Source organism: Pseudomonas sp. W15Feb9B (assembly GCF_000828175.1).
Taxonomy (GTDB): Bacteria; Pseudomonadota; Gammaproteobacteria; order Pseudomonadales; family Pseudomonadaceae; genus Aquipseudomonas; species Aquipseudomonas parakoreensis.
On record NZ_JTKF01000012.1, the window covers coordinates 18,891 to 35,715 of the forward strand.

11 protein-coding genes are annotated in these 16,825 nt (G+C 60.3%); 6 read left to right on the top strand and 5 right to left on the bottom strand.

The window, feature by feature from the left end; all coding sequences use genetic code 11:
- Position 1 precedes the first annotated feature (1 nt).
- The 5 genes from OC71_RS08175 to OC71_RS08195 all read right to left on the bottom strand — a co-directional run bounded on the left by OC71_RS08175 (position 2) and on the right by OC71_RS08195 (position 5,355).
- Positions 2–952, bottom strand: a complete 951-nt coding sequence (locus OC71_RS08175) for a transporter (protein WP_041066966.1) — start codon at positions 950–952, stop codon at positions 2–4.
- A 12-nt stretch (positions 953–964) separates the two neighbouring features.
- Entirely contained in the window at positions 965–2,368 is a 1,404-nt protein-coding gene (locus tag OC71_RS08180; RefSeq protein ID WP_041066969.1) for a DUF1254 domain-containing protein, read from the bottom strand.
- 13 nt (positions 2,369–2,381) lie between these two features.
- Positions 2,382–3,833: a DUF1254 domain-containing protein gene (locus OC71_RS08185; protein WP_041066970.1), complete on the bottom strand. Its 1,452-nt coding sequence runs from the start codon at positions 3,831–3,833 to the stop codon at positions 2,382–2,384.
- Positions 3,834–3,843: 10 nt separating this feature from the next.
- Complete coding sequence (locus OC71_RS08190; RefSeq protein WP_041066973.1) at positions 3,844–4,635, bottom strand: hypothetical protein; 792 nt, start codon at positions 4,633–4,635, stop codon at positions 3,844–3,846.
- A gap of 294 nt (positions 4,636–4,929) precedes the next feature.
- Positions 4,930–5,355: a YciI family protein gene (locus tag OC71_RS08195; protein WP_041066976.1), complete on the bottom strand. Its 426-nt coding sequence runs from the start codon at positions 5,353–5,355 to the stop codon at positions 4,930–4,932.
- Positions 5,356–6,123: 768 nt separating this feature from the next.
- On the opposite strand from OC71_RS08195, the gene OC71_RS08200 reads away from it, so the two are divergent.
- The 6 genes from OC71_RS08200 (at position 6,124) to OC71_RS08225 (ending at position 16,594) form a co-directional block, all read left to right on the top strand.
- On the top strand, positions 6,124–6,600 hold the full coding sequence (locus OC71_RS08200) for a hypothetical protein (protein WP_041066979.1): 477 nt from the start codon (positions 6,124–6,126) through the stop codon (positions 6,598–6,600).
- 211 nt (positions 6,601–6,811) lie between these two features.
- Entirely contained in the window at positions 6,812–7,312 is a 501-nt protein-coding gene (tpx, locus tag OC71_RS08205) for a thiol peroxidase (protein WP_041066982.1), read from the top strand.
- A gap of 175 nt (positions 7,313–7,487) precedes the next feature.
- Positions 7,488–8,795: an MdtA/MuxA family multidrug efflux RND transporter periplasmic adaptor subunit gene (locus OC71_RS08210; protein ID WP_041066985.1), complete on the top strand. Its 1,308-nt coding sequence runs from the start codon at positions 7,488–7,490 to the stop codon at positions 8,793–8,795.
- Entirely contained in the window at positions 8,792–11,893 is a 3,102-nt protein-coding gene (locus tag OC71_RS08215) for an MdtB/MuxB family multidrug efflux RND transporter permease subunit (RefSeq protein ID WP_041066988.1), read from the top strand. Before OC71_RS08210 ends, OC71_RS08215 begins: the two co-directional genes overlap by 4 nt.
- 136 nt (positions 11,894–12,029) lie before the next feature.
- Positions 12,030–15,137 (top strand): efflux RND transporter permease subunit, encoded by a 3,108-nt coding sequence (locus OC71_RS08220; protein WP_041066991.1) that lies wholly within the window; start codon positions 12,030–12,032, stop codon positions 15,135–15,137.
- The gene (locus OC71_RS08225) at positions 15,134–16,594 is read left to right on the top strand and encodes an efflux transporter outer membrane subunit (RefSeq protein ID WP_041066994.1); all 1,461 of its coding nucleotides are present in this window, start codon (positions 15,134–15,136) and stop codon (positions 16,592–16,594) included. The genes OC71_RS08220 and OC71_RS08225 overlap by 4 nt, the downstream gene beginning before the upstream one ends.
- The last annotated feature ends 231 nt before the right edge of the window (positions 16,595–16,825 follow it).

Below are 16,825 nucleotides of genomic sequence, written 5' to 3' on the forward strand. Positions count from 1 at the left end.
TCTAGAAAAACGCCAGGGTCATGTTGACGGCAATGCCGTTGCCTTCGGGGCGGTTCTTGGTGTCGAACTCCGGCACCCAGCGCGCACTGAAGTTGGCTTGGGCATCGGCGAATTTGCCGCTCCAGGCGACCACCGGCCCGGCGCCGACGGAGCGTCCACGGAAGCCATTGAGGCTGTCGGCGGTCTGGCCCTTGTCGTCGGTGACTTGCTGGACATAACCGGCCGCGAGGCCTGCGCTCCAGCCACTGCCGAAGCCGTGAGTCCACAAGGCATCGAGAGTGAAGATGTTGCCGTTGCGATAATCGGTGGCAGTGTTTTCGGTGTAGAACTCCAGGCCACTGGACAGGGTGAACTCGCCCCCCTTGCCGTCCAGATGGGTGAAGGCCACGGTGGGCATGAACGTGTAATTGTTCTGCCCCGGGTTGGCCAGGCGATTGTCGTTGTAGGCGCCGGTCGGCACGTAGATCGGCAGGGAGAACGCGATGTGATTCAGTTCGTCGAAGTGGTAGCCGGCGGCAATCGGGGTGACCAGCGCGTCGGCGAACTGGGTGCCGGAATCGCTGGTGCCGAGGGTGCGCCCGCGCGGGCCGGTGATCGCCGCGTCAATGTCGGTGTACTGCAGTGGAACACCGATTGCCGAGGCGAAGTTCCAGGGACCTTTGCCGGTGTCCCAGATGTGGGTCAGGTTGGTCATGGTGTAGGAGACTTTCATGTCGATCCCGGCACTGACTTCACCGGAAATCGGCGCACCGCGGCTGCCCTTGAGCGAGCCGTCGTACCAGATGCTGGTGACCGAGACCACCCAGCCCGGTTCGGGCGGGATGATCCCGGCGTTGGAAAACACCTGTTGCCCGGTGATCGGCCGGCCTACACCACCTTCGGCTGCATAGAGTTGAGGACTGCCGATCATGCACAGCGCCAGCAGCGGACGCACAACGTAAGGCTTGACCATCACTGGCTCCGTTTATTGTTTTGAGTTGACCGGGTCGAGCTGCGGCATCTTCCATTCGCCGCTGGCCACTTCCGGTTTCGGCAGGTACAGGCGCAACACGCCGTAGAACGGCCCGTTCGGTGCCGGCAGCCAGTTGGCCTGCTTGTCCTTGCCGGGATTGGCGTGCTGCACGTAAAGGGTCAATCCGCCGTCGGCATCGAGCTTCAAGTCGGGCAGCATCCGCGAATTGATCAGGTAGCGATTGAGCGGGTTGGCCACCAGCAATTTGCTCTTGCCGTCGTACATGGTCAGCGACCAAAAGGCGTCGGCCGGGGGCAGGGCGCCCTTGGCGAAATGCAGGGTGTATTCGTGTTTCGCTGCGTCGGCCGGCTGGCCGTCCTTGTCGACGAAATAGCCTATGTAGTTCGCCTCTTCGGCAGAGTTGCCGAAGATGCCCATGTTGGCGCCGGCGTAGCGATACAGGTAATTGCCCTTGAGGTGATCACGGGTGCCAAACAGGTCACCGCTGCTGAGTTCGTGCGTGTCGACCTTGTCTTTCTTGAACGCGGCGAATTCAGCCTTGGCGTCACTGATGCCGTCTTCGAGAGCCTTGCGTTGCTCGGCGCTGAGCTTTTTCAGGTCGAATGGCTGACCGGCACCGATGCCGATTTTGGCGAAGCGTGCGAGCAGGTCTTTTTCAACGTCCTGCGGCGGGGTGAAGGCGAGCATGAAGTTCAGGTAGCGGAACAGCTCCGGGGTTTCGCTCATGGTCGGCGTCGGTTTCGGCCAGCTGATTTTCGGTGCCGGCGCCGGGGCTTTCTGTTTTACGTAGTGGCTCAGCGGTTCGACCGTGTAGCCTTTTTGGATCTGCTTGACCTTGCCCAGATCTTTTTCGTCGAACAGCTGCGTGCGGTACAGCGCGTAGGCGATGTTGCTTTCGCTGCGCACCAGGCGGTCGATGTTGATCGGTTGCTGACCCTGCCAGTCAGGCCCGGCGATCATGAAATGACCACCGTTATTGCCGGTGCTGCGGGTGCCCAGGTAAGCGAAGTTCTGCGTATAGGCGTCGATCAGTTGCACCGAGTAGTAACGGTGCTCTTCGATCGGCGGCAAGGTCAGGATCAATGGCTCGCTGCGCAGGTCCATCCAGACAAACGAGTAGGGCGTGTCGGCGTTCGGTGTGACGAACGCGGTGTCCTTGGCGGTGAAGGCCTTGGCGGTGTTGCCGATCTGGTTGAACGGTGCCTTGAAGTTCGGGCTCTTGCGGTCCACGGCCTGGGTGTACAGGGTCTTGTACATTTCCACTACCGGGAAGCCATACAAGTAGGCGTCCTTGGCGATGCCTCGGGCTTCTTCGGGGCTGGCGCTGAAATCGGCCCAGGCGCTGCTGCTCAGGGCGAGGGTGATACCGATCAGCCATAGATTGCGTGTGTTCATGCGGCGTCCTTATTCATTGCACTACCGTGATGTCGTCGAGTTTCCAGCTCTTGTCGAAATAGGCTTCGGTCGGCGCGTACAGGCGGAAGTAGCTGAACCAGTGCTTGCCGGGCACGGTTTGCACCCAGTTGTTTTCGAAGCCTTTGGGCGCGCTCGGGCCGAAGTACAGGTCCACCGAGCCGTCGGCGTTTTTCTTCAGATCCTGGCGTGAGGACAGGTCGGCCTTGCGCTGCGGATTGTCGATCAGGCAACGGCTGTCGATGTCGTACACGGTCATCGACCAGAACTGCTTGGCCGGCGGGTTGGCGCCGACGTGCAGGCGGTAGGTCTTGCCGCCGTCGAGCCAGTCACCCTTGGCATCGGTGTAGGCGCCAAGGTAGGTCTGGCCGAGCCCCGGGGTTTTGGAGACCATGCCCTTGGTGTTAGTGACGGCCTCGTAGAACCAGGCGCTGCGTTCCCACAACTGGTCGTAATAGGCCACGCGTTGCGACGGTTCGGCGATGTTGAGCACCGTGTCCCAATGTCGGTCGGGCCAGTACTGTGCGTCAGGAAAGCGCTTGGCAAACGTGTTGGCCTTGGCGATCAGCTCACCGACCTGCGCGCCGGACTCCAGAGCCTGACGCTGCTGAGTGTTGGGGTTGAAGGGTTTGTCCTTCTCGATGCCGAGACTGGCGAGCATCGCCATGTAGAAGCGGTCACGTTCATTGACCGGCTCTTTCTGGATGATCTGGTGCAGCCGCTGCCAGTAAGCGATGCCGCGTGGCTGGGTACCCGACCACTTTTTACCGTCAGGCGACAGCAGGCGGGTCTTGCTCGGCTCGGCACGTTTGGCGTAAGGGTACATCTTGAATTTTTCAACCAGCGCCTTGCCCTTGGCCGGATCCGGATCCAGCACCCGGAAGCCCACGAGCACGTTCATGGTTTCCGATTTGGCCAGGTAATACTTGTCGGCGTCGGCGGGTGGTTCCGCGCCCGGTGGCAGCACCAGGTATTGGCCGCCCTGGCCTTTGTCCGGGCCGGTCTGGCCCATGTCGATGATTGCCCGCTGCCAGAAATCGCCAATGCCGCCGGCGGTCGGTCCCGGTGGCAGTTCAATCACCAGCGGCCCGGTTTCGCTGAGGTCGACGAAGCCGAGAATGTACGGCGTGGTGGCGTTGGCGGTGATCACGCCGAGTTTGTCTTCGTAGCTGTTGAGCACCATCAGATCGCCGCTGCGTGCGCCAAGCTTGTCGCGAAATTCTTCCTGCCACTGCGCGTAGGACACCAGTGGCAAGGCCCACAGGTAACTCTGGGTGGCCTGCTGAAAATCCAGCTCGGCGTAGAGTTTGGCAATCGACTCAGGTGCCGGCAGTTCGCCCTCCATGGCAATTTTGCCGATACGGGTATCCAGATCCTGAGCACCGACGCCGCAGCTGGCGAACAGGGTCATCAGGCTGAAACCGGCGGCGCGTAAGGCGATGTGCATGGCGATGTCCTTATTTTCCGAATGTCACGTTGATCCCGGCGAACAGGGTGAACTGCGGCACACCGTCGCCTTTACGCTCGACGGTCCATTGCGGTTCGAGAAAGGCGTTGAGAATGTTGCTGCCGGACTTCCAGACCTTGCCTGCACCCAGGCCGATCGGGATGTAGTGAGTGTTGTTCTTCAGGTCGAACGTCCAGGTGCCGGTAGAGCGCAGGTACCAGCCCTTGTTGAGGTTATGAATGATGAACGGCTGCAGGGTTGCGCTTTCGACATGCGCGCGGTCGTGGTCGCCGGCAAACGAGCTCTGGTACTGCACCAGCGCACCGAGCAAGCCGCGCGGCGACGAATCGATCGCTACCGCCGCGAGGCCGGCCTGCCATTTGCCCGTGCCCAATTCATCTTCGGCAGCGGTCGGTGCGGTTATTTGCGGGCCGATGCCCAACTGCACGCCGTCGGTCTTGAGCAGGAAGATGTCGAACAGATTGAGATCGCCGATGCCAGTGCTGTAGCCGCCGTGCGGATCGGGGCGGGTGCTGATCGGCATCGTTGCGCGCAGCAGTTGCGGTACGCCGATGAAATCGTTGGGCGCAATCGGCAAAGTGCCGCGCAGCAGAGCGTCGTTGGTGTGCAGGTTGCTGTCGAACAGCTTCGGGGTGTAGTAATCCTGCAGGTTGGCGCCGGGCGCCAGGTTCAGCGGGTTGTTGCTTTTGTTGGCCTCTTCGGCGTTATTCGCCAAGGCACAAACTGCAGGCGCCAGCGAACTCGCCAGCAGCAAGGCGTGAATCCCCAATTTTTTTGACATGGTCCCCGTTTCCCTGGTGGCTACTGCATGGACGTCCCGGCGCCTCTCGGCCGTTGGACGTATTTCCTTTTTTATCAAGCCTGTAGGACACGTCTGAATGACGCTAGCAGCTAATCGGGGGTTAGCCAGTCGAATGGATTAATTCTTTGGTTTTGTCTACAGAGTCACACTAAAGGTGGGCGCTGAATTTTTACGACCCTGTAGGAGCTGCCGCAGGCTGCGATCTTTTGATCTGGTTTTTAAAAAGCAAAGTCAAAAGATCGCAGCCTGCGGCAGCTCCTACAGGGGCGGGGATTACAGGTTTTTCTTTGCCAGCTCGCGAACACGCTCTTCCTGCGCCCGCGCCTCAGGCGTGAACTCGGCACCGAAATCTTCGGCGGAGAAGATCTGGCGGATTTCGATATCGGAATCGCCCGGCATCGGATTGGGGCAGCGCTTGACCCATTCGATAGCCTCTTCCTTGGACTTCACTTCCCAGATCCAGTAGCCGGCCACCAGCTCCTTGGTCTCGATGAAAGGGCCATCGATGACGGTGCGCTTGTCGCCGGAGAAATGCACGCGGGTGCCTTTGCTGCTCGGGTGCAGGCCATTGCCGTCGATGAGAACGCCGGCCTTGACCAGTTCTTCGTTGAAGTTGCCCATGGCGGTGATCAGCTCTTCACTGGGCATGATGCCGGCTTCGGAGTCGGCGCTGGCTTTGACAAGGATCATGAATCGCATGGTGGTTTCTCCAGGGAATGGGGTTGATTCACTGCTTAGTCGAACGGGAGGGGCGTGAATCGACAGGTCTCTGAATAAAAGATGCAGTCCGGCGTTTTAACAAACGCAATCCGACACGCTGCACTGCCAAGGTAGGAGCTGCCGCAGGCTGCGATCTTTTGATCTTGTCGTTAAAAACCAGCATCAAAAGATCGCAGCCTGCGGCAGCTCCCCGTGCGTATTTCAATTCAGGATGTTTAAACGTTGTTTCGATTTTGCGGAACGTTCCCACAAGGTTTTCAGGTTGTCCGTCGGATGTCGGGTCTCTAGCCTGTGTTCGTCGCTGCCAATTCAGCGACCGGGACTGGAAACCCCGATGGGTATTAGTGGCACGTACACGCCTTTCATAACGTATCCTTGCGCACATTCGAATGTGTGCACTCCGTTATGGCGGCTGTGCGCGGGGGATCTTCGGGTCATCCGGGTCGCCGCTGCCCGGGTTTCCAACCTGCGTACAGCTGCCACCTCTTCGTCCGGAAACCGAAGGGGGCAGCTCCGACTATTCAGTGGAGTTACACCTATCATCCGACTACGAATAACTGCACAACCGTGACAATTGCAGGAGCAAAGGTTTCGGGAAAGTCAATTGTGCAGAACCCGGCGAAATTCAATGAGATGCGAGGTCTTTCATCGAAAGACAGGCAGCGCGTACGCAAAGTAGTCCGAAGGACGGTATTTTCATGCCGGCGGATTTACAAGCCATGCTCGAAGCAAATACCGAGGCCCCCTATGATAAGAAAAATATTTACAAATAGACGTCTTGGCCTATGGCTGGTGGCGGTTTTATCCGTCAATGCGATTTTTTTGGGTTTTCTGATTTTTGGCGATATTGCGAAGGGGCACAATATGAAAATGATCAAAACTAAAGAACCGTTGCTGATTGAAGGGCCAAATGGCGACGAGAATTACTATGTCCTGCCTTTGGGTACTACCCTTTATCACGATAAAAGCTTTCCTGAAGGGCATGACCGTTATGTGGTGTATCTCAATCATAAAGGTGCAATTGCACACGAAGAAGTACCCATGAAGCCTGAGTATGGCGGTTCATTTATAGATCCGCTCTGGCTGGCCAATGTCGATGAGGAAACCTTGAAAGAAATTTTCAAACGGTTCCCGCTCTCCAAAACCGATATTGCCGCTGCGATCAAGGCCAATGAAATAACCAAGGACGATCTAGCCGACATCATTCGATCCATGCCCGACTGACCAATTCTTTTAGCTGTCGGTGAAACGAAGCTGCGATCTTTTGATCTTGATGAAAAGATCGCAGCCTGCGGCAGCTCCTACAGGAGGGTTGTATACAATTTTTTGTGCAGGCCGCTGACAATTTTCTGTCAGGGCATAGGTCGTCGGACAATTTCGTGGTTAACTTCGGCCTCTTGCATGCTCAATCACCACATTAAGAAGGACTAAAGTCATGGCTCAAGTCACCCTCAAAGGCAACCCGGTTCAAGTCAACGGCCAGTTGCCACAAGCCGGTTCCAAGGCGCCAGCCTTTTCCCTGGTTGCCGGCAATCTGTCCGACGTCACCCTGAAAGACTTTGCCGGCAAGCGCAAAGTGTTGAACATCTTCCCAAGCGTCGACACCCCGACCTGCGCGACTTCGGTACGCAAGTTCAACGCTCAGGCCAACGAACTGAACAACACCGTGGTGCTGTGCATTTCGGCTGACCTGCCATTCGCTCAGGCCCGTTTCTGCGGCGCCGAAGGTCTGGAAAACGTGCAGAACCTGTCGACCCTGCGCGGTGCCGAGTTCATCGAAAACTACGGCGTAGCCATCGCTGACGGCCCGCTCAAAGGCCTGACCGCCCGTGCCGTGGTGGTGCTGGACGAGAACGACAACGTGCTGCACAGCGAACTGGTCAAGGAAATCGCTGAAGAGCCGAACTACGACGCAGCACTCGCCGTACTCAAATAAGCGCTTTTACAATTGTTAACGGCCTGGCCCTGTCCAGGCCGTTTTCATTTGTGTATCAGTGTTTTGCCTCACACCTTGAAACGTAAGTTGAAGGTAAATTGCCGGTAAAGCTGCTTTGCTTAAATCCCATCAGTGCTTATCGTTCAGCCTCCCGTAAAAGAAGCCCACGCGCCCAATGGTTAATCAATCCATGCAATCGTCCCCTCGCAACGCCCGTCGCTGGCTGATCAGCCTGCTCGTCCTGTTGGTCATCGCCGTCCTGTGCTGGAAGTTCTGGCCCGCCGGTTCGGCCCACAAGGAGGGCGCCGACAGGACGGCGAGCGGTCATGCCGGGCGTTCGGGGATGATGCGGCCGGGCTTCGGCGGCGCGGCCGGGCCGATTCCGGTGCGGGTGGCCCCGGCGGTCACGGGCGACTTCCCGCTGTATTACAAGGCGCTGGGCACGGTGACCGCGCTCAACACCATCAACGTGCGCAGCCGGGTCGGCGGCGAGTTGGTGAAGATCAATTTCGAAGAAGGACAGATGGTCAAGGCCGGCGACTTGCTTGCAGAGATCGATCCGCGTCCGTACCAGAACGCCTTGCTCCAGGCTGAAGGCACCTTGCTGCAGAACCAGGCGCAGTTGAAAAATGCGCAGGTCGACGTCGAGCGTTATCGCGGCCTGTACAAGGAAGACAGCATTGCCAAGCAAACCCTGGACACCGCCGAAGCACTGGTCGGCCAGTACCTGGGCACGGTCAAGACCAATCAGGCGGCGGTCAACGACGCCAAGCTGAATCTCGAATTCACCAAGATCCGCGCACCGATTGCCGGTCGCGTCGGTCTGCGTCAGGTCGACGTCGGCAACCTCGTTGCGGCCAACGACACCACGTTCCTTGCAGTGATTACTCAGACCCAGCCGATCAGCGTGGTCTTCACCCTGCCGGAAAACAGCCTCGAAACCGTATTGGCCCGCTACCACAGCGGCGCCAGGCTGCCGGCCGAGGCATGGGATCGCGGCGATACCAAAATCCAGGCCAGCGGCGTGCTGCAAAGTCTCGATAACCAGATCGACGTCGCCACTGGCACCCTGAAATTCAAGGCGCGCTACGATAACCGCGACCAGTCGCTGTTCCCCAATCAGTTTGTCAACGTTCATTTGTTGGCCGACACCCTCAAAGGCGTGGTGCTGGCACCGTCGGCCGCGATTCAGTTCGGCACCAACGGCACGTTCGTTTACGCATTGGACGGCGACAAGAAAGTCACCATCCGCCAACTGAAGATCGGCGCCAGTGACGGCACCAACACCGTGGTCACCGAAGGCCTCGCCGCGGGCGATCGCGTGGTGCTGGAAGGCACCGACCGTCTGAAGGAAGGCAGTGAAGTGGAAGTGGTCAACGACAGCAATGACGTGCCGACCACCCCGACCGGCCACCTGCAAGGCAAACCCGCCGCCAGTGCACCGGACGCTGCCGCGGCTGACAAGGCCAAGAAGGGCGCATGAACATTTCGCGGCTGTTCATCCTCCGTCCGGTAGCCACCACCCTGAGCATGCTGGCCATTGTTCTGGCCGGCCTGATTGCCTATCGCTTGCTGCCAGTCTCGGCGTTGCCGCAGGTCGATTACCCGACCATTCGCGTCATGACCCTGTACCCCGGCGCCAGTCCCGACGTGATGACCAGTGCCGTCACCGCGCCGCTCGAACGTCAGTTCGGGCAGATGCCGGGCCTGACGCAAATGGCCTCGACCAGCTCCGGCGGCGCTTCGGTGCTGACCCTGCGTTTCAGCCTCGACATCAACATGGACGTCGCCGAACAGCAGGTGCAGGCCGCGATCAACGCCGCGACCAACCTGCTGCCGACCGACTTGCCGGCACCGCCGGTGTACAACAAGGTCAACCCGGCGGATACCCCGGTGCTGACCTTGGCGATCACCTCGAAAACCATGCTGCTGCCCAAGCTCAATGACCTGGTCGACACGCGCATGGCGCAGAAGATCGCCCAGATCAGCGGCGTCGGCATGGTCAGTATTGCCGGCGGTCAGCGTCAGGCCGTGCGGATCAAGGTCAACCCGGAAGCATTGGCGGCGAACAGCCTGAACCTGGAAGACGTGCGCACCCTGATCGGTGCGTCCAACGTCAACCAGCCCAAGGGTAACTTCGACGGCCCGACCCGGGTCTCGATGCTCGATGCCAACGACCAGCTGACGTCGCCCAAGGACTACGCCAACCTGATCCTCGCCTACAAGAACGGCGCGCCGCTGCGTCTGAAGGATGTGGCGGAAATCGTCGACGGTGCGGAGAACGAACGTCTCGCCGCGTGGGCCAACCAGAATCAGGCCGTGCTGCTGAACATCCAGCGTCAGCCGGGCGCCAACGTGATCGAGGTGGTCGACCGGATCAAGGCCTTGCTGCCGAGCATCACCGACAACCTGCCGGCTGGCCTCGACGTCACCGTGCTCACCGACCGCACCCAGACCATCCGCGCCTCGGTCACCGACGTGCAGCACGAACTGCTGATCGCCATCGCGTTGGTGGTGATGGTGACGTTCCTGTTTTTGCGGCGCGCCAGCGCGACGATCATTCCGTCGGTTGCGGTGCCGCTGTCGCTGATCGGTACGTTTGGCGTGATGTACCTCGCCGGCTTCTCGGTCAACAACCTGACCTTGATGGCGCTGACCATCGCGACCGGTTTTGTGGTCGACGATGCGATCGTGATGCTGGAAAACATCGCGCGCTTCATCGAGGAGGGCGACAGCCCGATGCAGGCGGCACTCAAAGGCGCCAAGCAGATCGGTTTCACCCTGATTTCCCTGACCCTGTCGCTGATCGCGGTACTGATTCCGTTGTTGTTCATGGCTGACGTGGTCGGGCGGCTGTTCCGCGAGTTCGCCATCACCCTGGCGGTGGCGATCCTGATTTCGCTGGTGGTTTCGCTGACGTTGACGCCGATGATGTGCGCACGCCTGCTCAAGCGAGAGCCAGAAGCCCACGAGCAGGGCCGTTTTTACCGGGCCAGCGGCGGCTTCATCGACTGGATGATCGCCGCCTACGGGCGCAAGTTGCAGTGGGTGCTCAAACACCAGCCGCTGACCCTGTTGGTGGCCATCGGAACGCTGGCACTGACCGTGTTCCTGTACATGGTGGTGCCCAAGGGCTTCTTCCCGGTGCAGGACACCGGGGTGATCCAGGGTATTTCCGAAGCACCGCAGTCGATTTCCTTCGCGGCGATGGGCGAGCGTCAGCAGGCGCTGGCCAAGGTGATTCTTGAAGATCCGGCGGTGGAGAGTCTGTCGTCCTACATCGGTGTCGACGGCGACAACGCCACGCTCAACAGCGGTCGTCTGCTGATCAACCTCAAGCCTCACGGCCAGCGTGACCTGAGCGCCACCGAGGTGATCGCGCGCCTGCAGCCGCAACTGGACAAACTGGTCGGCATCCGTCTGTTCATGCAACCGGTGCAGGATTTGACCATCGAGGATCGGGTCAGCCGTACCCAGTACCAGTTCAGCATGTCCTCACCGGACGCCGAATTGCTCAGCCAGTGGAGCGGGCGTCTGGTCGAAGCCTTGGCGCAGCAACCGGAATTGACCGACGTTGCCAGCGACTTGCAGGACAAAGGCTTGCAAGTCTATCTGGTGATCGACCGCGATGCGGCTTCACGCCTCGGCGTTTCGGTGCAGAACATCACCGATGCGCTGTATGACGCCTTCGGCCAGCGGCAGATCTCGACCATTTACACTCAGGCCAGCCAGTACCGCGTGGTGCTGCAGGCACAGGCCGGGGAGAAAATCGGGCCGGCGGCGCTGGACCAGATTCACGTCAAGACCACTGACGGTGCGCAGGTGCGCCTGTCGAGTCTGGCCCATGTCGAGGAGCGTCAGGCGCAACTGGCGATCACCCACATCGGCCAGTTCCCGGCGGTGATGATGTCGTTCAACCTGGCGCCCGGCGTGGCGCTGGGGCATGCGGTGGACATCATCGAACAGGTGCAGAAGGACATCGGCATGCCGATTGGCGTGCAGACCCAGTTCCAGGGCGCGGCCGAGGCATTCCAGGCCTCGCTGTCGAGCACCTTGCTGCTGATTCTGGCGGCGGTGGTGACCATGTACATCGTACTCGGCGTGCTTTACGAAAGTTACATTCACCCGATCACCATCCTCTCGACCCTGCCGTCGGCGGCGGTCGGCGCCTTGCTGGCGTTGCTGCTCAGCGGCAATGACCTGGGCATGATCGCGATCATCGGCATCATCCTGCTGATCGGCATCGTCAAGAAGAACGCGATCATGATGATCGACTTCGCCCTCGACGCCGAACGCACCCAGGGCATGGCGCCGGAACAGGCGATCTATCAGGCGGCGCTGCTGCGCTTCCGGCCGATTCTGATGACGACGCTGGCGGCGCTGTTCGGCGCCGTGCCGTTGATGCTCGCCACCGGTTCCGGGGCTGAACTGCGTCAGCCATTGGGTCTGGTGATGGTCGGCGGTCTGCTGGTGAGTCAGGTGCTGACCCTGTTCACCACGCCGGTGATCTACCTGTACTTCGATCGCCTCGGTCGGCGCTTTGGCAAGACCAATGCCGACCGTGATGAGGTGGTTGTATGAATTTGCAGCACCAAATGACCTGTGGAAGCGAGCTTGCTCGCGAAAGCGGTAAGTCAGTCACTGACGATGTTGGATGTGCCGGCCTCTTCGCGAGCAAGCTCGCTCCCACAGGGGTTGGTGGTTGGAGCTGGCCTGAATGAACCTCTCCGGTCCTTTCATCAAGCGCCCGGTCGCGACCATGCTCCTGAGCCTGGCGATCATGTTGCTGGGCGGTGTCAGTTTCGGCCTGCTGCCAGTATCGCCGCTGCCGCAAATGGATTTCCCGGTGATCGTGGTCCAGGCCAGTCTGCCCGGTGCCAGTCCCGAGGTGATGGCGTCCACGGTGGCGACGCCGCTGGAGCGTTCGTTCGGCGCGATTGCCGGCGTCAACACCATGAGCAGCCGTTCCAGCCAGGGTTCGACCCGGGTCATTCTGCAATTTGACCTCGACCGCGACATCAACGGCGCGGCGCGCGAGGTGCAGGCGGCGATCAACGCTTCGCGCAACCTGTTGCCGAGCGGGATGCGCAGCATGCCGACCTACAAGAAGGTCAACCCGTCGCAGGCGCCGATCATGGTGCTGTCGCTGACCTCGGACGTGTTGGAAAAAGGCCAGCTCTATGACCTGGCCTCGACCATCCTGTCGCAGAGCCTGTCCCAGGTGCAGGGCGTGGGTGAGGTGCAGATCGGTGGCAGTTCGCTGCCGGCGGTGCGTATCGAACTCGAACCGCAGGCGCTGAACCAGTACGGCGTGGCGCTCGACGATGTACGCAAGACCATCGCCGCGGCCAACGTACGCCGGCCCAAGGGCTCGGTCGAAGACGGCGAGCGCCTGTGGCAGATCCAGGCCAACGACCAGTTGGAGAAAGCCAAGGATTACGAGTCGCTGATCATCCATTACAAGGACGGCGCGGCTCTGCGTCTGAAGGACGTGGCCAAGGTCAGCGACGGCGTCGAAGACCGTTACAACAGCGGTTTCTTCAACGATGATGCGGCGGTGCTGCTGGTGATCAACCGCCAGGCCGGCGCCAACATCATCGAGACGGTCAACGAGATCAAGGCGCAGTTGCCGGCCTTGCAAGCGGTGCTGCCGGCCAGCGTGAAGCTGAATCTGGCGATGGACCGCTCGCCGGTGATCAAGGCCACGCTGCACGAAGCGGAAATGACCTTGCTGATCGCTGTGGCGCTGGTGATTCTGGTGGTGTTCCTGTTCCTGGGTAACTTCCGCGCCTCGCTGATTCCGACGCTAGCGGTGCCGGTGTCGCTGGTCGGCACGTTCGCGGTGATGTACCTCTACGGTTTTTCGCTGAATAACCTGTCGCTGATGGCGTTGATTCTGGCTACAGGGCTGGTGGTGGACGATGCCATCGTGGTGCTGGAAAACATTTCCCGGCACATCGACGAAGGCGTCAAACCGATGCAGGCCGCGTACCTCGGGGCCAAGGAAGTCGGTTTTACCTTGTTGTCGATGAACGTGTCGCTGGTGGCGGTGTTCCTGTCGATCCTGTTCATGGGCGGTATTGTCGAAAGCCTGTTCCGCGAGTTTTCCATCACCCTGGCGGCGGCGATCGTGGTGTCGCTGGTGGTCTCGCTGACGCTGACGCCGATGCTCTGCGCGCGCTGGCTCAAGCCGCATACGCCGGGCCAGGAAAACCGTTTGCAACGCTGGAGCCGCAAGACCAACGACTGGATGGTCGGCAAATATGCGACCAGCCTCGACTGGGTGTTGCGCCACCGCCGCCTGACCTTGCTCAGCCTGATCATCACCGTAGGTGTCAACGTCGCGCTGTACGTGGTGGTGCCGAAGACGTTCATGCCGCAGCAGGACACCGGCCAGTTGATCGGTTTCGTGCGGGGCGACGACGGCCTGTCGTTCAGCGTGATGCAGCCGAAAATGGAAACCTTCCGCCGCGCCGTGCTCAAGGACGAAGCGGTCGAGAGCGTGGCCGGGTTCATCGGTGGCACCAACGGCACCAATAACGCGTTCATGCTGGTGCGCCTGAAGCCGATCAAGGAACGCAACCTGTCGGCGCAGAAAGTCATCGAACGCCTGCGCAAGGAGATGCCCAAGGTCCCCGGCGCCCAGTTGATGCTGATGGCGGATCAGGACCTGCAGTTCGGCGGCGGCCGCGAACAGACCACCTCGCAATACAGCTACATCCTGCAAAGCGGAGACCTGGGCGCCCTGCGCGAGTGGTACCCGAAAGTGGTGACCGCGCTGCGCGCACTGCCGGAGCTGACTGCGATTGATGCCCGCGAAGGACGCGGTGCGCAGCAGGTGACGCTGATCGTCGACCGCGATCAGGCCAAGCGCCTCGGGGTCGACATGAACATGGTCACGGCGGTGCTGAACAACGCCTACAGCCAGCGGCAGATTTCGACCATCTACGACAGCCTCAACCAGTATCAGGTGGTGATGGAGGTCAATCAGAAGTACGCGCAGGATCCGGTCACCCTCAATCAGGTGCAGGTGATTACCGCTGACGGTGCGCGGATTCCGTTGTCGACCATTGCCCATTACGAAAACAGCCTGGAGGACGACCGCGTCAGCCACGAAGGCCAGTTCGCCTCCGAAAGCATTGCCTTCGACATGGCCGAAGGGGTGACTGTGGAGCAGGGCAGTGCCGCCATCGAGCGGGCGATTGCCAAGGTCGGTCTGCCGGAAGACGTGATCGCGAAAATGGCCGGCACCGCCGATGCCTTTGCCGCGACGCAGAAGAGCCAGCCGTTCATGATCCTCGGTGCATTGCTCGCGGTGTATCTGGTGCTCGGTGTGCTATATGAAAGCTACATTCACCCGCTGACGATTCTTTCGACCTTGCCGTCGGCCGGGGTCGGCGCGTTGCTCTCGATCTACGCGCTGGGCGGCGAGTTCAGCCTGATTTCGCTGCTCGGATTGTTCCTGCTGATCGGGGTGGTGAAGAAAAACGCCATTCTGATGATCGACCTGGCTCTGCAACTGGAACGCCATCAGGGCCTGTCGCCGCTGGAGTCGATCCGCAGCGCCTGTCTGCAACGGCTGCGGCCGATTCTGATGACCACCCTGGCGGCAATCCTCGGTGCCTTGCCGCTGTTGCTCAGCCGTGCGGAAGGCGCGGAAATGCGCCAGCCCCTGGGTTTGACCATCATCGGCGGCCTGATCTTCAGTCAGGTCCTGACCCTTTACACCACGCCTGTGGTTTACCTCTATCTCGACAAGCTGCGCCATCGCTTCAACAAGTGGCGTGGCGTGCGTACTGACGCTGCTCTGGAAACTCCGCTATGACCGACCGTTCGCTTCTCAATCTGGCCACTGCGCGCGGTTCGCGCCTGTTGAGCCTGTCGCTGTGCGTGGCGATGCTCAGTGCCTGCGCCGTCGGCCCGGACTATCAGCGCCCGCAGACTGCCGAGGTTGCACAGTACAAAGAGGCCGAGGGCTGGCGCCAGGCCAATCCGAGTGACGCGCTGGCGCGCGGTGCCTGGTGGGAGTTGTATGGCGATCAGCAGCTCAATGGCCTGATCGAGAAACTCAACAGCTCCAACCAGACCGTGGCGCAATCCGAAGCGCAGTACCGTCAGGCCCAGGCCTTGGTGCGCAGTGCCCGTGGGGCGTTTTACCCCAGTGTCGACCTGAGCGTGGGCAAGACCCGCACCAGTCAGGGCACCGGCAGCAGCAGTTCGAGCCTGAGCAGTTCTTCCAGCGGGATTCGCGATACCTACAACGCGCAGTTGGGCGTGAGTTGGGAAGCGGATATCTGGGGCAAATTGCGCCGAGGCCTGGAGGCCAACGAGGCCAGCGCCCAAGCGAGCTTCGCCGATCTGGCCGCGATGCGTCTGAGCCAGCAGTCGGAACTGGTGCAGAACTACCTGCAACTGCGGGTGATCGATCAGCAGAAACGTTTGCTTGAAGCCACGGTCGCGGCCTACGAGAAATCCCTGCAAATGACCCAGAACCAGTACCGCGCTGGGATCTCCGGGCGCGATGCGGTGGCGCAGGCGCAGACCCAGTTGAAAACCACCCAGGCCGATCTGGTGGACCTGATCTGGCAACGGGCGCAATTCGAAAATGCCATCGCCGTGCTCACCGGGCAGGCGCCGGCCGAGTTCAGCATCGCCGAGACCCAGAACATCCCGAACCTGCCGCAGATTCCTCTGAGCCTGCCGTCGCAGTTGCTGGAGCGCCGCCCGGACATCGCCTCGGCGGAGCGCTCGGTGATCGCTGCCAACGCCAATATCGGTGTGGCCAAAGCCGCGTATTACCCGGATCTGACGTTGAGCATGAGCGGCGGCTACAGCAGCAGTACCTCGAAAAATCTTTTGACCATACCCAACCGTTTCTGGTCGGTCGGGCCGAAACTGGACTTGCCGATCTTCGACGGTGGCATCCGTTCGGCCGAGGTTGACCGTACCGAGGCGGTGTACGACCAGACTGTCGCCAAGTACCGCCAGACGGTGCTCGATGGTTTCCGTGAAGTGGAAAACTATCTGGTGCAACTGAAGGTGTATGAAGACGAGGCGGCGGTGCGTCAGGAAGCACTGGATGCGGCGCGCGACTCGCTGCGTCTGACCCAGAATCAGTACAAGGCCGGCTTGATTGCCTACATCGATGTGGTTGTGGTGCAAGCCACGGCGCTGAGCAACGAGCGCACTGTGCTCAATATCCTGCAGAGCCGGCTGATCGCCAGTGTGCAATTGATTGCAGCGCTGGGTGGCGGCTGGGACGGTCAACTGGCCACCGAATAAATCGTGTAGGAGCTGCGGCACGCTGAGATCTTTTGATCTTAAAAAAACAAGGTCAAAAGATCGCAGCGTGCCGCAGCTCCTACAGGTTGTGATGGTTGCTCCAGAGCCTCGCAAAACCATCAAACAAGCGTTTCATCGGGTTGATGGCAAAATGATTACTTTGTCAGTGCGTTCTTCCGCGCAATCAGTACAATCGCCGCATTTGCCCGGCCGAGAATGGACGCAGTACGG